This is a genomic window from Paludibacter sp. (assembly GCF_009712605.1).
GTDB lineage: Bacteria > Bacteroidota > Bacteroidia > Bacteroidales > Paludibacteraceae > Microbacter.
The window spans coordinates 349,305-369,824 of sequence record NZ_WASO01000003.1 but is presented as its reverse complement, the minus strand read 5'-3'; the positions used below and the strand labels follow the sequence as shown (position 1 = coordinate 369,824).

At 42.5% G+C, this 20,520-nt stretch carries 16 protein-coding genes; 10 read left to right on the top strand and 6 right to left on the bottom strand.

Going from position 1 to position 20,520, the window contains the following annotated elements:
• The first annotated feature begins 54 nt into the window (after nt 1–54).
• The 3 genes from F8N35_RS05595 to F8N35_RS05585 all read left to right on the top strand — a co-directional run bounded on the left by F8N35_RS05595 (nt 55) and on the right by F8N35_RS05585 (nt 3,988).
• Nucleotides 55–738 (top strand): response regulator transcription factor, encoded by a 684-nt coding sequence (locus F8N35_RS05595; RefSeq protein WP_293050348.1) that lies wholly within the window; start codon nt 55–57, stop codon nt 736–738.
• A 20-nt stretch (nt 739–758) separates the two neighbouring features.
• A complete protein-coding gene (locus F8N35_RS05590) occupies nt 759–2,018 on the top strand; it encodes an ATP-binding protein (RefSeq protein ID WP_293050347.1) in 1,260 nt (419 codons plus the stop codon).
• Nucleotides 2,019–2,296: 278 nt separating this feature from the next.
• Nucleotides 2,297–3,988, top strand: a complete 1,692-nt coding sequence (locus F8N35_RS05585; RefSeq protein ID WP_293050346.1) for a DEAD/DEAH box helicase — start codon at nt 2,297–2,299, stop codon at nt 3,986–3,988.
• A gap of 42 nt (nt 3,989–4,030) precedes the next feature.
• Here the strand turns inward: F8N35_RS05585 and F8N35_RS05580 are convergent, their stop codons facing one another.
• Nucleotides 4,031–5,164 carry a carboxypeptidase-like regulatory domain-containing protein gene (locus F8N35_RS05580; protein ID WP_293050345.1) on the bottom strand — a complete coding sequence of 378 codons (1,134 nt, stop codon included), beginning with the start codon at nt 5,162–5,164 and terminating at the stop codon, nt 4,031–4,033.
• Between the two features lies 1 nt (nt 5,165).
• Nucleotides 5,166–5,735 carry a sigma-70 family RNA polymerase sigma factor gene (locus F8N35_RS05575; protein ID WP_293050344.1) on the bottom strand — a complete coding sequence of 190 codons (570 nt, stop codon included), beginning with the start codon at nt 5,733–5,735 and terminating at the stop codon, nt 5,166–5,168.
• Nucleotides 5,736–5,856: 121 nt separating this feature from the next.
• Here F8N35_RS05575 and F8N35_RS05570 point away from each other — a divergent pair, with 121 nt between their 5' ends.
• From F8N35_RS05570 to phoU, 7 genes are all read left to right on the top strand, one after another.
• Entirely contained in the window at nt 5,857–7,701 is a 1,845-nt protein-coding gene (locus F8N35_RS05570) for a von Willebrand factor type A domain-containing protein (protein ID WP_293050343.1), read from the top strand.
• 222 nt (nt 7,702–7,923) lie between these two features.
• Nucleotides 7,924–9,267 (top strand): hypothetical protein, encoded by a 1,344-nt coding sequence (locus F8N35_RS05565; RefSeq protein ID WP_293050342.1) that lies wholly within the window; start codon nt 7,924–7,926, stop codon nt 9,265–9,267.
• A 437-nt stretch (nt 9,268–9,704) separates the two neighbouring features.
• Nucleotides 9,705–10,517, top strand: coding sequence for a phosphate ABC transporter substrate-binding protein (locus tag F8N35_RS05560; protein WP_293050341.1), 813 nt, complete (start codon nt 9,705–9,707; stop codon nt 10,515–10,517).
• Between the two features lie 128 nt (nt 10,518–10,645).
• Complete coding sequence (pstC, locus tag F8N35_RS05555) at nt 10,646–11,851, top strand: phosphate ABC transporter permease subunit PstC (RefSeq protein ID WP_293050340.1); 1,206 nt, start codon at nt 10,646–10,648, stop codon at nt 11,849–11,851.
• A gap of 22 nt (nt 11,852–11,873) precedes the next feature.
• Nucleotides 11,874–12,731, top strand: coding sequence for a phosphate ABC transporter permease PstA (pstA, locus tag F8N35_RS05550; protein ID WP_293050339.1), 858 nt, complete (start codon nt 11,874–11,876; stop codon nt 12,729–12,731).
• A gap of 42 nt (nt 12,732–12,773) precedes the next feature.
• Complete coding sequence (gene pstB / locus F8N35_RS05545) at nt 12,774–13,523, top strand: phosphate ABC transporter ATP-binding protein PstB (RefSeq protein ID WP_293050338.1); 750 nt, start codon at nt 12,774–12,776, stop codon at nt 13,521–13,523.
• A gap of 60 nt (nt 13,524–13,583) precedes the next feature.
• Entirely contained in the window at nt 13,584–14,267 is a 684-nt protein-coding gene (gene phoU, locus F8N35_RS05540; RefSeq protein ID WP_293050337.1) for a phosphate signaling complex protein PhoU, read from the top strand.
• Between the two features lie 203 nt (nt 14,268–14,470).
• On the opposite strand, the gene F8N35_RS05535 is transcribed toward phoU, so the two are convergent.
• The 4 genes from F8N35_RS05535 to F8N35_RS05520 form a co-directional block, all read right to left on the bottom strand.
• Nucleotides 14,471–15,604 (bottom strand): TlpA disulfide reductase family protein, encoded by a 1,134-nt coding sequence (locus tag F8N35_RS05535; RefSeq protein ID WP_293050336.1) that lies wholly within the window; start codon nt 15,602–15,604, stop codon nt 14,471–14,473.
• Nucleotides 15,591–15,944 (bottom strand): hypothetical protein, encoded by a 354-nt coding sequence (locus F8N35_RS05530; protein ID WP_293050335.1) that lies wholly within the window; start codon nt 15,942–15,944, stop codon nt 15,591–15,593. The genes F8N35_RS05535 and F8N35_RS05530 overlap by 14 nt, the downstream gene beginning before the upstream one ends.
• A 418-nt stretch (nt 15,945–16,362) precedes the next feature.
• Nucleotides 16,363–17,316 carry a hypothetical protein gene (locus F8N35_RS05525; RefSeq protein ID WP_293050334.1) on the bottom strand — a complete coding sequence of 318 codons (954 nt, stop codon included), beginning with the start codon at nt 17,314–17,316 and terminating at the stop codon, nt 16,363–16,365.
• Between the two features lie 627 nt (nt 17,317–17,943).
• The gene (locus F8N35_RS05520) at nt 17,944–20,379 is read right to left on the bottom strand and encodes a sodium-translocating pyrophosphatase (RefSeq protein ID WP_293050333.1); all 2,436 of its coding nucleotides are present in this window, start codon (nt 20,377–20,379) and stop codon (nt 17,944–17,946) included.
• Between the last annotated feature and the right edge of the window lie 141 nt (nt 20,380–20,520).

Sequence of the window (20,520 nt, the reverse complement as noted above, 5' to 3'; positions counted from 1 at the left end):
CACCAAGCGAAAGATTTATCCTTACTTTTGCAACGATAATTATCTTATAAGTGAATGGAAAAAAGCTATAAATTATTAATCGTTGAAGACGAGCCCGATCTTTGCGAAATTCTACAGTTTAACCTCGAAAGTGAAGGATACACAGTAGATATTGCCAACTCGGCAGAAGAAGCCCTGACGAAAAACCTGGCACAGTACGATTTACTCTTACTGGATGTGATGATGGGACAAATGAGCGGTTTCAAGCTGGCTCAGTTGCTAAAATCCAAACCGGAAACAAAACATATTCCGATAATTTTCCTGACGGCTCGGGTAACCGAAAATGATATATTAACGGGATTCAACACAGGAGCTGACGATTACATTCTCAAACCATTTTCCATTAAGGTTGTAGCAGCCCGCATCAAAGCGGTACTTAGCAGAACACGTTCAGGTAATGCTCAGACTAATGAAATTGTTCGGTTTGAAACGATGGAAATTGACCTCAACGCCAAACAGGTGAACATTGCCGGCAAATCCATTGAACTGACAAAAACCGAGTTTGAGTTACTGGCACTTTTCGTGCAGAATCCCACCAAGGTATTTTCCAGAGAAAGCATTTTAACACAGGTGTGGACCGAAGACGTATATGTAACCGATCGTACGGTTGATGTGCATATTACGCGATTGAGAAAGAAGATTGAGCCTTATGGCAAAAACATAGTAACACGTTCCGGATACGGATATTGCTTTTTATAGAATTTATCAATCTATCGGTTATGAAGAAATTACTTTTCAAATATTATATTCCACTGTTTTTTATATTCTCGTTTGCGGTGCTCGCGTTCCAATACAACCGGGAGAAGCAATACAAGGCCGACATGCTGAACACCTTATTGGGGGATACCAATGATATGGTGTACAATTATTTTGAAAGTAAAAACGGATCATTGGCTCATATAGATTCTCTCATTGCAATTTTTCCGCACAGCGATGTAAGGGTAACGATCATCGACCTCAAAGGACATGTTGTTTACGATAATGCCATTCAGGATGTCATTCACATGGAAAACCATCTTTCGCGCAAAGAGGTAAAACTGGCGCTGCAAAATGGAGCCGGATCGGATATCCGTACATCACATACCAATCAGAGACGTTATTATTATCATGCTACAAAGTTTGGTAATTGCTACGTGCGTTCTTCCTTACCGTATGATGTAAACATCTCTTCCTTATTGCGTCCTGACAATCTTTTCCTCTATTTTTGGCTGGCACTGACCTTTATCATCGCTGCCGTTTTGTTTTACATCTCGAATAAATTTTCCATCAAACTGAACAGAGAACAAATAGAACATGACGCCATGGTACGCCGTCGCTTGACGCACCAGGTGGCTCATGAGCTGAAAACTCCGCTCAGCAGCATCATCGGTTATATGGAAACGCTGCACGATAATCCGGATATTGCTCCGGAACGCCAACGTTTCTTCATCGAACGCAGCCATGCTCAGGCCGAACGTTTAAATTCTCTTTTGCAAGACATTCTGATGCTCAATCAAATAAATGAAGCTCCTCAATCGGTACAGATGGAACCGGTTCATTTAAACAAGATAGTCCAGACGGTGTTAGACGATGTGGAACTCAAACTACAAGAAAAGAATATTGAAGTCTACACCTCATTCGGGGGAGATATCTGGCTCAAAGCCAACTCCATTCTACTGTATTCTATTTTCAGGAACCTGATTGACAATGCAATTGCCTATGCCGGCGAAAATATAAAAATCAATCTCACGCTCACCGGAGAAGATGCCAAATGCTACCATTTCTCCTTCTCCGATAACGGCATCGGCGTAGCACCGGAACATCTTCCTTTCCTTTTCGACCGTTTCTACCGTGTTGATAAAGGACGTTCGCGTAAGACCGGTGGCACCGGTTTGGGTTTATCTATCGTAAAAAATGCCGTCGAACTTCACCGAGGAACCATCACGGTAAAAAACAAAAACGGAGGAGGACTGGAATTTGTATTTTCGCTTCACAAATAAATAAAGACAGCAGACGAAACAGTATCTTTATCGGGTCTTTATCTTTTCGCAATAAAGAGAATCTACCTTTGCTTCAGCTAATAGGTAAATTCTCTTTTTTCTTTTTCACTTTTTGGGTCTTGGATCCCCGACCGGTTGGAGTACTCGTCGGGGATATTTTTTTAGAGAGCGAGATAGTGAGAAAGTGAGGTGGTTAGGTAGTGAGTTTGCTAACTTTCTCACTCACTTGCCATCTGGAATAATATGCGTACCTTTGCATGAATTTTAATTTACAACAAATGACATTTGAAGAATTAGGGATAAGAGAGGACATACTGAAAGCTATCAGCGAATTAGGTTATGAGCAACCGATGCCCATTCAGGAAAAAGTAATTCCGGTTTTACTCAACAACGAGCACGACGTCGTCGGCTTGGCTCAAACCGGAACGGGCAAAACAGCTGCATTCGGGCTTCCGGTACTTCAAAAGACCGACGTTAAGTTACGACAACCCCAAACGTTGATCCTCTGCCCTACCCGTGAGCTTTGCTTACAAATTGCCGACGATTTATTGGAATACTCCAAATATATAAATGATTTGAAGGTGCTTCCGGTGTATGGAGGCTCCAGCATCGAAAGCCAGATCCGCTCTCTGCGCAAAGGCGTACACATCGTCGTTGCCACACCGGGTCGTCTGCTCGACCTGATGAAGCGTGGAACCGTCAAACTGGAAGCCATCCGCAACGTGGTGATGGATGAAGCTGACGAAATGCTCAACATGGGCTTTACCGAAAGCATCAATGCTATTTTGGCCGAAATCCCCAAAGACCGTAATACCCTGCTTTTTTCGGCAACCATGCCGCCCGAAATTGCCCGCATTGCCAAAAACTACATGAACAATCCACAGGAGATTGTGGTGGGCAACCGTAACGAGAGCACCAACAACGTAAAACATCGTTTTTATATGGTTCATGCCAAAGATAAATATCTGGCATTGAAACGAATAGCGGACTTCTATCCAAATATTTACGGAATTGTTTTCTGTCGTACCCGTAAAGAGACACAGGAAATTGCCGATGCTCTGATTCGTGACGGATACAATGCAGACTCTCTTCACGGAGACCTGTCGCAACCACAGCGTGACCTTGTGATGCAAAAATTTCGCATCCGCAACCTCCAGATTTTGGTGGCTACCGACGTGGCTGCTCGCGGACTGGACGTAAATGATCTGACTCACGTAATCAACTACGGGCTGCCGGAAGACAGCGATATATACAATCACCGTAGCGGACGTACGGGACGTGCGGGCAAAACAGGAATCTCCATTGCAATTATCCATATCAAAGAGAGAAACCGTCTGCGCGATATCGAACGGAAAATCGGGAAACAGTTTGAAGCAGGTACCGTTCCTACCGGTAAAGCCATCTGCGAAAAACAGATCATCAATCTGGCTGATAAACTTGAAAAAGTAAAGGTAAACGAAGAAGAGATTGCAGAACTACTTCCTTCCGTTTTCCGCAAACTCGACTGGTTGACAAAAGAAGATTTGATCAAACGCCTGGTTTCGCTGGAATTCAACCGCATGTTCGAATATTACCGCGATGCAACAGAACTGGACATCCCGGATGAAAGAGGTGGAAAACGCGAAAGAGGAGAACGCGGCGACAGACGTTCCGGCGGTGCAGGATTTGCCCGTTTGTTTGTCAACTATGGCAAAACCGATGGCGTTTTCCCTGCTCATTTCATAGACATCATCAACGAAAACGTACCTCGCCGTGTAGAAATCGGCAAGATAGATATTCTGCAAAACTTCTCATTTATCGAAGTAGAAGAACAATCGGCCGAGATCGTGATCAATTCTCTAAATAAGATCAAAGGACTTGATCGCAAGATGGTAGTAGAACGTGCTCAACCCGAAGGTTATCAGGGTGCAAAAAAACGCAAGTTCCAACACGAGAAGAAAGAAAGGGGCGGTTGGAAAAAGAATCGCTAACAGATACAAAAAACGGATGGCAATATGTCATCCGTTTTTGTTTTACCACTCTATGGTTAATGTTACTTTTCGATTCTTTTTCGACCAAACTGGTGAAGAGCTGAGTAATCGTTCCGCTTCGCGAGAGGCTGCCATACATGTAGTTTTCTTAATCGTTACATTGACAGAGAACCCTTCTTTAGAAATATTGAAAGAAACTTTCACCTTTGTCTTCAGTTCTCCACAAAGATTTTTTGCTCCGACATTTTTACAATACTCCAAAAACTCTTTTTCTCCGAATTCGCCCGAGGCAATCTTTACAATTGATCCTACGACATTTTTTTTCTTTTGAGGTACAGAACCAACCACCACCACTTCACTCAATGTTTTTTGGTCGGGTTGCAACTGAATAGAAACCGGCTTGTCGGCAATGTTGACTTCTTTGTTTTCATATCCGAGATAACCTGCAATTAATTTAGCCGAATCGGAAACGTTTTGAGGCAGCTGAAAATATCCATTCGTATCGGTAACAGCACCGACGTTTGTACCTTTTACCTTTACCGACGCTCCTATTAGCGGCTCTCCTTTCTCATCCACCACTTTCCCCTGAAGCCTGTTAATTGGCAGTTCAGCCGATTCAAGCTGCAATCCGGCCACTTTGCCTTCCAACATTCTTGACATCCTCACCGGACTAGCCGCCGAAACTTCTGATTGTACAGGAGTCATTGCTGGTTCCGGAATCGATTCCGCCTGAGCTTTATTGGTTATTGTTTCCGGAGAAACCGGAGGAGAGGCAACCGCTAAGGTTTTAGATTTGGAAGAAGTTGTCGTTCGGGAAATTGACTCAGGAACCGCACTTTTTTGTTCCTCAGCAGACGGAGTTACTTTTTTCGGTAAAACTGTAGCTATTTCCGGCAAGCGTGTTTCGGGCTTTTGCTGCAACAGGAACAGCGATCCGAAACCTATCAACAACAAAACAGAAGCCGCCATCGCCCAATAGACAATGACACGCCGATGGTGATTTTGACTCCGAAGCACCTTGCCTTCGAGTCGTTCAAGAGCTGAGACATGGTCTCCCTCAACGCTATCGAACCCCTCGATAGCATCGTTCAGGAATGGATCGTTCATAGCCTGCCGTTCAATCCGGTTGGCTTCTTTTCCTTTCCTACGACCTTGTATGTACTCTTTGAATGTCATATCAGCAATCCAGAATTTTTACCATGCAGAGTTTCAGGTTGCGTTTGCCGTTCTGAATATAACTCTTCACCTTCGTTAGCGCAAAGCCTGTTTTCTCTACAATATCGGCATACGACCAATCGTCGAAAAAGAAGTGTACGACGCAGGCTTTTTGTTCTACTGAAAGGGTGTCCAGGCAATAATTCAACGCTTTATCTTTTTCAATATCTTCGTCCGTATCTAATAGATGCTCAAATTCATCCGATTCCATAACGCGCTCGTCGATTTCCTGAAATAATTGTCCCTGCGTGCGTCGCAGGATTTGCAGACAATGATTTTTTGCTACGCTGTAGAGCCAGGTTCGGAAGTTATCAATTTCAAAGTTAGCCACTTTCCGTTGCAGTTCTTCGTAAATATGCATCACGGCATCTTCGGCATCCTCCTGTTGACGGAGGTATTTCAGGCACAATCCGTACACCAACGGAATATAACGGGCATAAAGCGCACCCAGAAATTCCTGTCGCGAAGTGTTTCCAAATTGCCCAAGCAACTCCTCGTCACTCCAATCTTTATATGTCTGCTTAATTTTCAATGGATTCCGGGTGCTTCAAAAAAAGTTACACAAAAATAGAAAATCTTTTATGGAATTTCGGATGCAGGAGCATCTATAGGGAAAAGAAAACTATTTTCTCACCCCATTAAAACATACAACTATGAAAACAACCTGCACGAAGGCCATTTGTTTCGCCTTATTCCTCATCTCTTTCGGATTTGCCAATGCCGAAGTTCTAACCGTTACCGGCAAAGTAACCGATGCCAGCGATAATTCACCTTTGATAGGAGTCTCCGTTACAATAAAAGGAACCAATGTCGGTACACTTACCGATACCAACGGTCAATATTCTATCAATGTTGAAAAAGGCAAGAAACTCGAATTTTCCTATATCGGATATATAAAGCAAGAAATTAAAGCAACCAAAATCCGAATCGATGTGGCTTTGCAACCCGACACCAAGACGCTTAGTGAGGTAATGGTGGTTGGTTATGGCGTTCAAAAGATGAAGTCAATGTGTGGCAGTGTAGCCGGTGTTCAGGTACAAAGCGGATATTATCCTTCGCCAGCCCCGGCTTACGACTACAACTCCGAAAAGAATGAAGAGTACAAATCGTTTGCTGAAAACCGATTCAAAGATGCGAAAGCCGATCCTCTTTCAACTTTTTCGCTGGATGTGGATGCTGCCTCCTACAGCAATATACGCCGGATGATCAATCTCGGACAGAAGCCCGAAAAGAATTCGATCCGTACCGAAGAGTGCATCAACTATTTTTCGTACAACTATCCGAATCCTACGGGTAAGCATCCTGTTAATATTCTGACTGAAACACAGAGTTGTCCCTGGGCCAAAGATCATCTTTTGGTTCGCATTGGAGTGAAAGCAAAAGAGATTCCTTCGGAAAACCTTCCGGCTTCCAATTTTGTTTTCCTGATCGATGTTTCGGGATCGATGGGCAGTGCCAACCGTTTACCATTGGTTATTGCTTCCATAAAGTTGCTCGTAAATAACCTCCGCGACAAAGACCGCGTGGCTATTGTGACCTATGCCGGAGCAGCTGGTGAAGCATTGCCTTCCACCCCGGGAAGCGACAAACAAAAAATTACAGAAGCTCTGAATAACCTCCAAGCGGGCGGTTCGACTGCCGGTGGAGCCGGTATTCAGCTGGCATATAAAATTGCCGAAAAGAATTTTATCAAAGGAGGCAACAACCGCATCATCCTCTGCACCGACGGCGATTTTAATGTTGGCGTTTCATCAACCGATGATTTGGAAAGTCTGATTACAGAAAAACGTAAAACCGGCGTTTATCTCACAGTTTTGGGTTATGGAATGGGCAATTACAAGGATGCTAAATTGCAAACTCTTGCAGAAAAAGGAAATGGGAATCACTCTTACATCGACAACCTGCAGGAAGCCAACAAAGTACTTGTCAGTGAATTTGGATCCACCATGTATGCTGTTGCCAAAGATGTAAAACTTCAGGTGGAATTTAATCCAAAATACGTGAGTGCCTATCGTTTGATCGGTTACGAAAGCCGCCTACTCAACAAAGAGGATTTTAATGACGACAAAAAAGATGCCGGAGAACTGGGAGCCGGCCACACCGTTACCGCTTTCTACGAAATCATTCCTGTAGGCGTAAAAAATAATTACGGTGGCGTGGACGATCTCAAATATCAAAAGACAAATGCTTCGACAGCTACCGCCAACAACAGTAATGAACTGATGACAGTAAAACTGCGCTACAAACCAATTGACAGCGATACCAGTATCAAAATGGAAGTTCCCGTAATGGCCAGCGATCGGGACAAGAAAATGAGTGAAGATTTTGCTTTTGCCTCAGCCGTTGCCATGTTTTCGCAACTGCTCCGCGACTCCGACTTCAAAGGCGACGCCACTTACGACAAAGTAACAGAACTTGCCCGCAAAGGATTGGGCAACGATCCACAAGGCTACCGCCACGAATTTATACGTCTGGCAGAAGTAGCCAAGCAACTGTAGAAATCAACCTTACAGATATTTTCAAAGAGCCGGATCTTTCTTTTCACAGGAGAGTTTCGGCTCTTTTTTATTCTGTTAATTAATAAGATACAAAGACACTCTGCTCTAAGTCGAACTATCTTTACACGCAAGTTGTTTATCCTTTTCTTCATACGGTTGTAATAGTTTTGTAACACCCGTATACGACCTTTGCGCTTGAAAAGAAACCAATACTAAATTCTTATGAAGAAACAGATTCTCTTGATTGCAGCTTTTGCTGCTGCTTCGTTTACTACATTTGCTCAGGAAGAAGAAGCAACTCCGCTTGAACAGGTTCAACAAAAAGTTGAAACTTTAAGTAGTACGGTAGATAAATTAAATGCACTGAAGATATCCGGTTATATACAACCGCAATGGCAATGGGGACAGGCTTATGCCGGAGCTAAGGTTGGGGGTAGTAATACTGTTGAAAACGGGAATTTGTCATCCTTCAACCGTTTCGGAATTCGTCGTGGCCGCATCAATTTCACTTATGATAATGGCGGTCTTGCTTCCGGAACATTCGAACTAAATATTGGCGAATCAGCTAATGGTAGTACCACAAAGGCGACCGGAATTTCCTCCGTTTCGATAAAAAAAGCTTTTTTGAACGTTAAAGATCCATGGTTCGGTACAAGTGCTCTTCGTGCAGGGGTATTCGACCGTCCCTTTGGTAATGAAGTTGCTTATTCATCATCTCTTCTCGAATCTCCCGAACGTTCACGCATAGTACAAAATCTGTTCCCTGACGAACAGGATTTAGGAGCTATGATTGTGTTACAACCAGCAGCTACCTCCCCACTTAATTTCATCAAAATTCAGGGTGGTTTATTCGGGGGGAACTCAATTAACGTTCAGACCAAAAGCAATATGGACTTCATTGGCCAAATTATTGCCTCAAAATCAATAGGTTCTACTGCAAAATGGGGACTTGGTGCTTCTTATTATAATGGTGGCCTTTATCAAGGTACGGTTAACGTTTACACCTCAACAGGGAATGGGTTTGTATTAGATAACTCCGCATCAAACAAGAGTCAATTCGCCAAACGTGTATACTATGGTTTTGATGGTCAATTCAGTGTTGAATCATCATTAGGTATGACGCAGTTACGTGCCGAATATTTGTGGGGAACTCAACCCGGAACATCATCCAGCAGTTCCAGTCCAAACTCATTTACCAATCCGTCAGGCGACACCTATATTCGAAATACAAGTGGTTGGTATGCCATTCTTATCCAGGACCTTGGCCAATCGCCTTTTTCATTAGTATTGAAGTACGACCGTTATGATCCGAACACCAAAGTGAGTGGTAACGAGATAGGAGCCGCGACCTCTTATAACGTAAAAACCACATCCGCTGATATTGCTTACAATACACTTGGAATCGGAGCTCTCTGGCGCATTAACCCTGCTCTCCGCTTGCAGGTATATTATGAAAATGTAAAAAACGAAAAATCAATAAATCTTGCTTCAGCTGATCTTAAAACAGATTTCTCAAAAGACATTCTTGACAATTTGTTTACCGTTCGCCTGCAATTCAAGTTCTAACACCAAATATCAGAGCGAGAGATTTAGAAATTAAGTTTTTCGCTCTGAAAACAAACTCTCCAGCGCTTTCTTCCGGCAACAATATCTTTACTCCTCTGTAATATTTTCGTAACATCACAACTCTACTTTTGCAATAGAAAAAGTTATCGCTGATTAAGGTAAGACGCAAGGCAAAAAAGATTTATAGTTTAACAAGATACTACGACATTATGGAACTTGTATTGCAGCAAAATCAGGTAGTTACATGGAGATTCGAAGCTGAAAAAAAGCTTGCTGCTCCGAAAAACATTGGTGAATTTATTGTTAGTATTCCGGGAAATATCGAAAGGTTGATCGATTCTTTAAGTTTTGAAATGACATATCGGTTATCCTGGTTTCTGCGGAGAGTTATATTTCAATAGTACATTATAAACGCTTAATTATAAATTATTTCTAAGATGAAACGCATTCTTATTTCATTCGCTCTTGTAGCGATGTTTGCTTCAATGGTAAGCGCACAAAAAGTAAAAGGTTCTGATACATGTCTACCTCTCGTACAGAAAGAGGCTGAATCGTATATGAAAAAATCGGGTACCAAAGTAACAGTAACCGGTGGTGGATCTGGTATCGGCTTTGCCGCTCTGATCGAAGGCACAACCGATTTGGCAATGGCATCACGTAGCATCAAATTCGACGAAAAGATGAAAATGCAAAACGGAGGCAAGGCTGTAAAATCGGTAGTAATGGCAAAAGATGCACTCTCGATTGTGGTTAATCCGTCAAATAAGGTAACTAACCTTACCCGCGAACAGTTGGAAGGTATTTTCACAGGTAAAATCACAAACTGGAAACAGGTTGGTGGTGCTGATATGCCGATCGTTGCTTACTCTCGCGAAACGACTTCCGGAACTTACGAATTCTTCAAAGAACATGTTTTGAAAAACAAGAACTACAAATCGGGAATTCTGAGTATGCCTGCCACAGGAGCTATCATTCAATCGGTTAGCCAGACAAAAGGCGCTATCGGTTATGTTGGAATGGCTTATGCAAACAGTAGCGTAAAAGAAATCCACGTTTCGTATGACGGAGGCAAAACATTTGTTCAACCGACAAAAGCAAATGCCAAGAGTGGCAAATATCCGATCGTTCGCCCGTTGTTCCTCTACTACGAAGCTAAATCGGAAGCGAAAGTAAAACCCTTCATCAATTACATTCTCTCAGCAGAAGGTCAGGCAATCGTTGATAAAGTTGGTTATCTGGAATTAAAATAAAAATTTCGTTGTGTGTGAGTTCGATGTTGTTCTGATCAAGGATTTTAACCTTGGAGCAACGTTGGACTCTTTTTTATCTTTCCTCAATAGGATTTGTTTGTACGATATAAATTTCAAAATTTTATCCTGTGTTCAATAAAAAAAGAAACCGTTTTGGAGAAACCCTTATAGAATGGACGCTGCGCCTCAGTGGCGGCACCACCACTCTGGTCATTGTACTGATCAGTATTTTTCTTTTCACTGAGGGTTGGGGGTTGTTCAAGTCATCAACCGTTGAGAAGGGTTATGTGCTTTGTGTAAACCGTTCCAATAAAATCCAAAACCTTACTCCCAAACAAGTAAAAGAAATTTTCGATGGCAACATCACGTCCTGGAAACAAGTCGGCGGCGACGACATTCCTATCGAACCGCTGCGTATGGACGATATTGCTTCTCAATATACCGAAGAGGAAATCGGCGCTAACTTTGAGCATTTGCCCCAGAAATTAAGTGAGGCGATTGCAGCAAAGCCGGGCGCTTTGGCATTTTTCCCCGAACAATTTATCAATATCAACTTTCAGGGGCGCGTCCTTCCTGCCGAAACCATCACCCTGAAAGAATATTTCGGAGGTAAAGAGTGGTTTCCCACCGCTACACCGGCAGCACAGTTCGGCGTTCTTCCTCTTATTCTGGGAACGCTTTGGGTGAGTATTGCAGCAATACTTATTGCCTTGCCTTTTGGAATGGCTGTCGCAATTTATCTCGCAGAGATAGCCAGCAACCGCGTCAGAAAAATACTGAAACCGCTAATCGAACTTTTGGCCGGTATTCCATCTGTGGTTTACGGTTTTTTTGGACTAATCGTAATTGTCCCGCTCATACGTAGCATTTTTCACCTACCGGTAGGCGAAACAGCACTGGCAGGCGCAATCGTTTTAGCCATCATGGCCTTGCCTACCATCATTACTGTAGCTGAAGATGCCATGCGCACCACGCCATTGGCGATGAAAGAATCTAGTTTGGCTCTCGGAGCTACCCACTGGCAAACCATCTACCGGGTCGTAATTCCGTATGCATCATCGGGTATAATGGCCGCAATTGTGTTGGGCATCGGTCGGGCTATCGGCGAAACCATGGCAGTGCTGATGGTTACCGGAAACGCGGCCGTGATTCCACACTCACTGACAGAACCGGTGCGTACCATCCCGGCCACCATCGCCGCCGAACTGGGCGAATCGGCCATGGGAAGCGTACAATATCAGGCGCTGTTTATGCTTGGTGCTATCCTCTTTGTGCTGACACTTGGCATCAGCATCTGGGCCGAAATCATTCGTAAAGAACCCAAAGTTCAGTAACCACGGAAAAGAATATAGAGTTATGCAAAAGAATAAATTTACAGGAAAACGGGCCAATCAGGCGATCTTCTTTTCTCTTTTCCGTTTGATGAGCTATCTGGTTGTGGGAATCCTATTCTGCATCATCGGATTTATTGTCATCCGTGGAATCGGCGTAATCAACTGGGAATTCCTCACCTCAGCTCCAAAAGACGGAATGACGAAAGGCGGAATCTTCCCGGCCATCATCGGTACTTTTTATCTGGTTATCGGCAGTATGCTGGTAGCTTTCCCCATTGGCGTAATGTCGGGAATTTATATGAACGAGTACGCAACAAACAAACATATCGTGAGAGTGATCCGCGTAATGACCAACAACCTGGGAGGCATTCCTTCCATCGTATTCGGTCTGTTCGGTATGTCACTTTTCGTGAACAAACTACACTTCGGAGATTCGTTGCTGGCCGGTTCGTTTACACTGGGACTACTGGCATTACCGCTTATCATCCGGGTAACCGAAGAGGCACTCAAGGCTATACCGGACACCTATCGTCAGGGAAGTCTGGCGCTCGGTGCTACCAAACTCACAACAATTCGCAGGGTAATTCTTCCGGCGGCATTTCCAAATGTGATGACAGGATTGATCCTCTCTATCGGCCGCGTATCGGGTGAAACTGCGCCGATCCTGTTCACTGCAGCAGCTTATTTCCTGCCGCATCTTCCGACTTCGGTGTTTGATCAGGTAATGGCTCTGCCTTACCACTTGTATGTGATCGCTACCAGCGGAACCGATCTGGAAGCAACCCGACCGATGGCCTACGGTACGGCAATAGTCCTGATTGCCATCGTACTAATTATGAATTTGCTGGCAAATCTTCTGAGACGGAGATTCAGCAAATAACAACCAAATCAAAGAATAACAACCGTTACAAGATACAAAAGAATGAAACTTGAAGCTAAGAATGTAAACTTTTTCTACGGAGATTTTCACGCGTTGAAAGACATCAATATGCAAATCGACTCCAACTCGGTCACTGCATTTATCGGTCCTTCGGGCTGTGGCAAATCAACTTTTCTCCGTCTTTTCAACCGTATGAACGACCTGATTGACGGAACACATCTCGATGGCGAATGTATTGTGGGCGGTCAAAATATCTACGACAAAAGCGTATCCGTAGACGAATTACGCAAGACTGTCGGTATGGTGTTTCAAAAGCCCAATCCATTTCCAAAATCGATTTTCGAGAATGTTGCCTACGGATTGCGTGTCAATGGGGTAAAAGATAAAAAGATAATTGCCGAAACCGTTGAAAAATCTCTCAAACAGGCCGCTCTCTGGGAAGAGGTAAAAGATAAGTTGAAAAAATCAGCCTTCGAACTTTCCGGTGGCCAGCAACAGCGTCTTTGCATTGCCCGCGCATTAGCCATTTCACCTTCGGTATTGTTGATGGACGAACCGGCTTCGGCACTCGACCCGATCTCGACTTCTAAGATTGAAGAATTGATTTTTGAACTGAAACACGACTACACGGTGGTGATTGTTACACACAACATGCAGCAGGCTGCACGCGTAAGCGACAAAACAGGATTCTTTATGCTGGGCGAACTGATCGAATTCAACGACACAAAAAAGATATTCCTCAGTCCCGATAAAGAGCAAACTCAGAATTATATCACCGGTCGTTTTGGATGATCCTGAATTTCAAGATTCCATCACCCCGAATCAAACAATTCAACAATTAAACGAACAAACATGAAACATACAGAAACAGAATTACTGGAACTCAAGAAAGCGATCTCCGATATGTGGAGCTTGGTTCATTCGCAATTGGAGAAAGCAAAAACATCCTTGCTCACCGGCGACGAAGAGTTAGCCCGCGTGGTAATGAGCCGAGAGAAAAGAGTCAATGCTTTCGAGCTGAAAATCGACAGCGATTGCGAAAACTACATTGCGCTTTACAGCCCGGTAGCTATCGACCTTCGTTTTGTACTCTCCGTTCTCAAAATCAACAAAACCCTCGAGCGCATCGGTGACTTTGCCGACGGCATTGCCCGTTTTGTGCTTGAAACCGACGGACACAATCAGCACCTGCAATTACTCAAAGAGCTGAAAATAGAAGACATGTTCGACTGTGTACTTGAAATGCTTGAGAAAGACAAACTGGCTCTCGAAGAAGAGAATACTGCAATGGCAGGTGTCGTTTTTACCATCGACAACAAAGTAGACGACTGCTATTCAGATGCTATTCTGGTTTTGGCAAAACATATTACCGCACACCCAGAAGATGTTCTGTACAGTCTGAATGTGGTAACGCTGCTCCGCAAGATCGAACGCATCGGTGACCACTGCAACAACATTATGGAAGAACTCGTGTTTTATCTGGACGCCAAGGTGCTTAAACATCAAAAAACAGCACAGGATAAAGATACCGAATAAAACTTTAGAATCTCAGTACGACAAAGGCAAGTCCGGAACCGGGCTTGCCTTTTTTTATCCTCTGTTCTTCAATCCAAATAGTTGGGTGTAGTCTGTTAGAACAAAAGCCATAGTTTTGCTTTCCTATTCAACGTAGGTCGGAGACATAGTCCTACCTCCAATCTGCTTTACACACCACGCTGAAAAGAAATGCAGCTCTGTCATTAGTTGCTTTCAAACAACGACTTGATATATTGCGGTAATATAACCGCCTGCATACCCGATGAGACTATTTTTCCCGTGCGGTCGATTAGAATATTGAAAGGAATGCTATAAATGCCATAAACAGATCTCAATCCGGCATTTCCCGTTTCAATATCTCGTAATTGAGTCCAGTTTGACTTTATCTTTTTTATGGCAGATTTCCAAGCTACATCATCCGAATCTAATGAAATGCCGATAACCTCTAATCCCTTTTCCTTGTAGCGATCATAAACATCCTTGATGGTGGGTTGCTCTGCCATACAGGGAGAACACCAAGAAGCCCAAAAAACAACTAAGGTATATTTCTGATTGGATATAAATTCTGAGAGGTTTGCCTTCTTTCCTGTCGTTGCTAGCAATGTGAGATTTTTATACGGTTGTCCCTGTAGTTTTTCTCTTTTTGCCAATCTTTCACTATCTTCTTTCGCCACAGTTTCGTACCAGTAAGCGCAACGCTTTATATAGGGATCATTTTTCGATAAACTATCGCAATGGTTGTATATCTCAAAAAACATGTTCGGATCGGCATGCAGGCATTTTTCCCGAAACAATGTTAGCCCCAACATATTGCCACTATTATTTAGTATAAAATCCAATTCTTGTTGCTTCAAACGGTTGTATAACTGTTTCATGTTGTTGTTTTTCAAAGCGAGCGAAAGGCTGTCAGAGGCCGGGGGATCGGCTATTTTATCAATACTATCTTTAAGTATAGCTTGTTTGTCAATGTAAGATTGAAAGAGGTTATTGAGAAGTGTTCCTCCGATATGCGATCGTTTCTGTAAGAGAATGTTTATTTGTCCCGATTCTATCATCAATTTTGCCGACCTTACGCTGTCCGGATAATTACCACAGGTTAAAACAGCAAACACCGCAGTATCTACAAGCCCCTGAAAGCAGAAAGAACCATTCCGAATGATAGTGGTATCTACATGAGACACATGTTCTCCACGAAATTTAAACAACATCACCTTTTTCCCGTTTAGCGAGGTCCCAGCCGAACCATTGATATGATATTGATTATCGATTGCCAACGCTTTAGATGCAATCAATAAGAGCAAGAACAATACTGTCTGATATAATTTAATGTTGCGCATTGTTTTGGTTATTAGTTGTTACACAGATATAGAGTCCCCCGCGTGCTATCTCGCCATAATATTGCAAGGCATCTTTAGGTAATACAATATTCACAATTCGTATGGCTTTTGCTTCATACAGTTTTCTCCAGATTCTGGATGGAATTATTGTATCGTTTAGCAAGACAACCATGGTTGTGTCACCTGTAAAAGAATGAGGATTTTGGGGTTTCTCTTGTGTTTTTTGAGGCGAATCCATCTGCTGTTTCGGCTTCAAAACTTTACTGTCTCGCTGTAAGCCATACCCCGTAATCAGAGTAACGCTGAGCAGGCAAATAATTAATAGCAATCTGTTATTCATAGTCTTTTAGGTGTATTTGATTTATCTTGTTCAACTTGCATTGAACAAGATAAATGATTATTTAGTTATACTTTACAAGCACAAAAATCCAGAATGCGGCCATTGCTCGTATATGATTCACATGTGCAAATGCCCCAGTTAGTCGTTGTTTGTCCCGTGTTTGAAACCTCTACGCTTTTAACACAAGTTCCTGTGCATGATCCATCCTGAGGACAGATGGTCTGATCGTAACCGCTTCCCCTGCCTGCATGTTCTTTATCTCGGCCCGGCTGAGTGTGCCTTGCAAATTATCAAGGCTGTTTTTGCTGTTTTCATTTCCTGATGGTTAATGGTTTACATTACATGAGATAATATCTTTACTGTTTGTTATTTTGACAATAGGATCGCAGGGTACGGCATAAAGTTGGAGAAGGGTCAATTACTCTTTTTCAACAAAATATCCGATTTTGTTTTTGCAATCGAACAAGACTCTTTCATACTGCAAGAAAAAGTCCATCCCTAAAAATCCTATGACTTTATTTTTCCCTCCCATACGGCTACTGTTTCCGTTATTGACAGGCAGCATTGATAAGTTCACATATAAAGAATCGATGCCCAATTCAGGTAATTGTAAGTGTGTGGTCGGGTAAGTGTTGCCATATTTTTGACTTATCTTTTTCTTGTAGGTTAACATTCTATTGAATAACAGACTATCAGCTACCACGACTTGTAAATATGCCGCTGTATTGCCGGTATCGAAGAAAAAGAGAGGACATAATTGAACTGTATCCGTTACCAGCAATGAACCCTTCATGGCTGGATATCTTGCAAAAAACTTAGACGTTTTTGTTTCATTCCTATAATCGGTTGGCAGTAAATCTACTTTTAAAACGCCCTTATCTCTTGAAAAATTTTGTGGAAGTGAATCCCAAAAACACAACTGATTATGTTTGAAATCAAGCTCCATCACATATTTACTGTGTTTAAAATCAAACCCCACAATTCCATCAATATCATTATCCAGATGTAGTTTTTGCCTCATCTGTTTCATATCGGAGAGACAATAGCCTCTAAAAAAAAGACTATCAAAATAGTTGCATGATCCCTCCGGAAAGAATGTGTCAATTACGGTACCGTTGATAGTTGTTTGGGTAACTTGTTTGTATTTCTGATGCGGCAATAAATTGAGTTTGTTTGCCCTATTGATATCAATAACATCTCTACTCCACCCTGTGTCAAAAAACAGTTTTATGCTTTGCCCTTTAATTGCATATTGTAAAATAATCTTTTGGGCAGAAAAATAGAATGGAATACTCATTTTCTGTGCAAGCCCAGAACTCACCGCAATGAGTAAACAGACAATGCATATATGGACTCTTGTTGGCTTTATCATCTTGGAATATTATTTTAAGTAATAATAAACCCATCCTGATAATCTTGTGCTACAGAAAACAAAAGACTCTCAGGAAAGATTTATTTTGAATAAAAGTTATGCCGTACATATCGTAAAATCTGATGGGCATCAACGTTACATTCAACGTTACATCCTGCAGCCTGTCAGAAACCCGCTCTGGCTGCCGCACGGAAATTTTGCTTTGAGTTTGGACAATCACTCCATTACTTCTTTTTGTCTTCTTCCGAAAACGCGGCAGAAATCAAATTTGACACAGACACACTGTCTTAAGATGAAACATTATAGTAAATTCACATGTATAGCCGTGCATTTTTCCTTTGTGGCAAAAGTCTATTTGATTTTAATTAGTGAAAGTATTTTTTATATGAACTAACAATAAAATATCAAACCAAAGATAGAGCAATTCTTCTAAATGCCTCATTTTGAAAAGCTAAAAAGCCAAATATTTACTTATGTTTAACAATACAAGGGATAATACTCAAATTTCGTTGACTTCATTTAAATAAGATCCGATTGATTGAAAAACGTAAGGTCTCTTTTTTTGCCAATAAAAAACGGGCTGTCCCCCGTAGGAAACAGCCCGTCGATAATCGTTTTTCGGAGAACTTATTTAATTCTCATTTTGTAGAACGAACGCCATACAAAATAGAGAGCAACCACCAAAAATACTCCACCAACATAAGGCGCTACCGGACGGAAAGCCTCTGAAATGGCAATTTCCATAGCCAGCAAACCAAACAGGGTGGTAAATTTGATAATCGGGTTCATAGCCACCGAAGAGGTATCTTTGAACGGATCGCCCACAGTATCACCAACGATAGTAGCATCGTGCAACGGTGTTCCTTTAGCTTTCAGATCCACTTCCACCACTTTCTTGCCATTATCCCAGCAACCACCGGCATTAGCCATAAACACTGCCTGATACAAGCCAAATACGGCAATAGCAATTAGGTAGCTTACAAAGAACGAAGCTGCTGCAAATTGACCCGAACCGCTCGATTCTGTACCAGAAATGAAGGCAAACGCCAAAGCAAAGCAGAACACTGCGGGGAAAATATTCCACATCCCGTGTTGAGCGTATTGAGTACAGATTTTTACCACTTCTTTCGATTTTCCGACAGAAGCTTTCTTTTCTGCACCCGGGTCAAGGTTTATGTTGCGTTTGATATATTCTACAGCACGGTAAGCTCCTGTAGTTACAGCCTGAGTTGATGCACCGGTAAACCAGTAAATCACAGCACCACCACAAAGGAATCCGAGGATTGTCCAGGGGTTAAGTATATTCAGAATAGTTTCGGGAGCAACTCCTAATACGTTCTTGATAACCAGAATCAACGAGAAAATCATCGTAGTGGCTCCAACTACGGCAGTACCAATCAACACAGGCTTAGCTGTAGCTTTGAAGGTATTTCCGGCACCATCATTTGCTTCGAGGAAATGTTTTGCTTTTTCAAAATCGGGTTTGAAGCCAAAATCTTTTTCAATTTCTTCAGCTACATTAGGAACGTCTTCGATCAACGAAAGTTCGTAAACAGACTGTGCATTATCCGTTACAGGGCCATAACTATCTACAGCAATGGTAACAGGACCCATTCCGAGCAAACCGAATGCCACCAAACCGAATGCAAAGATTGAAGAGTAAACCATAAATTGATCCAGACCAAAAGTGCTGGCCAGATAAGCAATCAGCATAAGCAGAACAAATACCATACCCATCCAGAAAGCAGAGAAGTTACCGGCAACAAAACCGGAAAGAATTGTCAATGACGCGCCACCTTCGTTGCTGGATTTTACCACTTCTTGAACGTGAGACGACTTCGGACTGGTAAATAGTTTGGTAAATTCAGGAATCAACGCGCCACCCAGAGTACCGCAACTGATAATTACCGACAAAACTACCCAAAGGTTAGGATTGATAGCACCTACATTTGAAGCAGGACCTACAAGGAAATAACTTGCCGCAAACGTTACGATGATACTTAAAATAGAGGTAATCCAAACGAGGTTCGTCAAAGGCTTCTCAAAGTCAAGATCTTCTTTTTGGCTGTACAATACTTTATTTAAGGCTCCATTAATCCAGAACGAAACCACTGAAGTAATAATCATTAAAATACGCATTGCAAAAATCCATGTCAGGAAAGTCGCCTGCCAGTCAGGATTAGCAAGGAATTTATTACCGGAAAGTGAACCTACCGCAAGTACGATAAACGAAACCAAAGCAACACCGGTTACGCCGTATGTTTCAAAGCCATCGGCGGTTGGACCAACGCTGTCACCCGCATTATCACCTGTACAGTCGGCAATCACACCCGGGTTACGGGGATCATCTTCTCCGATTTTGAACACCACCTTCATCAGGTCGGAACCGATATCTGCAATTTTGGTAAAGATACCTCCGGCAATACGCAATGCAGAGGCACCCAGCGACTCGCCGATAGCAAAACCGATAAAGCAGGCACCTGCCAATGCACGTGGCATCAACATCAGAATAATCAACATCATGATAAGCTCAACACAAACGAGTACCACACCGATGCTCATACCGGCATGTAGAGGGATATTGAGTAGTTTCAGAGGCTTACGTTCAAGTGATGCAAAGGCCATACGGCTGTTAGCCAACGTATTCATGCGAATACCAAACCATGCCACACCGTAAGAACCAAGAATACCAATGACCGTCCATGTGAGAATCAGGGCAACTCCGCCAAATCCTTTATCTTGCAGGAATCCAAAGTAAAATGTGACACACGCGGCAATAATCAAAAACAGCCAGATAAGGAATTTTCCCTGTTGTAAAAGATAGGTTTTACAGGTTTCGAAAATTACACTGGAAACGTCCAGCATCGATTTGTGAGCGTTCAGTTTCTTTACTTTCAGGAACTGGTACAAACCGAATACCAACCCCAGAATACAAATAATAAAACCCCACACCAACAAATGATTTTGTTCCGGTGAGAGGTTCGGGATCTTCAGGTCAGCTTCGCTGGCCCATGTCAACATGGGAAACGCCAATGAAGCAGCCAACAAAAACAGTTTTTTCATAAGATGGTAAATAAAGAATTAAATTGGTTAATAATATTGAGATGCATATTCTTGCAAGACAACATCCAAGAAACTCATTTCAAAACCGTTATATTTCAAAAAAAACCTTCTTGGATTAATACCGCTAAAATACGGAATTCC

Coding starts and splice junctions, on each gene's coding strand:
- F8N35_RS05595 (WP_293050348.1), top strand. CDS start 55: ATGGAAAAAAGCTATAAATTATTAATCGTTGAAGACGAGCCCGATCTT.
- F8N35_RS05565 (WP_293050342.1), top strand. CDS start 7,924: ATGAAGAAACAGATTCTCTTGATTGCAGCTTTTGCTGCTGCTTCGTTT.
- F8N35_RS05585 (WP_293050346.1), top strand. CDS start 2,297: ATGACATTTGAAGAATTAGGGATAAGAGAGGACATACTGAAAGCTATC.
- F8N35_RS05590 (WP_293050347.1), top strand. CDS start 759: ATGAAGAAATTACTTTTCAAATATTATATTCCACTGTTTTTTATATTC.
- F8N35_RS05560 (WP_293050341.1), top strand. CDS start 9,705: ATGAAACGCATTCTTATTTCATTCGCTCTTGTAGCGATGTTTGCTTCA.
- F8N35_RS05535 (WP_293050336.1), bottom strand. CDS start 15,604: ATGCGCAACATTAAATTATATCAGACAGTATTGTTCTTGCTCTTATTG.
- F8N35_RS05580 (WP_293050345.1), bottom strand. CDS start 5,164: ATGACATTCAAAGAGTACATACAAGGTCGTAGGAAAGGAAAAGAAGCC.
- F8N35_RS05530 (WP_293050335.1), bottom strand. CDS start 15,944: ATGAATAACAGATTGCTATTAATTATTTGCCTGCTCAGCGTTACTCTG.
- pstB (WP_293050338.1), top strand. CDS start 12,774: ATGAAACTTGAAGCTAAGAATGTAAACTTTTTCTACGGAGATTTTCAC.
- F8N35_RS05520 (WP_293050333.1), bottom strand. CDS start 20,379: ATGAAAAAACTGTTTTTGTTGGCTGCTTCATTGGCGTTTCCCATGTTG.
- F8N35_RS05570 (WP_293050343.1), top strand. CDS start 5,857: ATGAAAACAACCTGCACGAAGGCCATTTGTTTCGCCTTATTCCTCATC.
- phoU (WP_293050337.1), top strand. CDS start 13,584: ATGAAACATACAGAAACAGAATTACTGGAACTCAAGAAAGCGATCTCC.
- F8N35_RS05525 (WP_293050334.1), bottom strand. CDS start 17,316: ATGATAAAGCCAACAAGAGTCCATATATGCATTGTCTGTTTACTCATT.
- pstA (WP_293050339.1), top strand. CDS start 11,874: ATGCAAAAGAATAAATTTACAGGAAAACGGGCCAATCAGGCGATCTTC.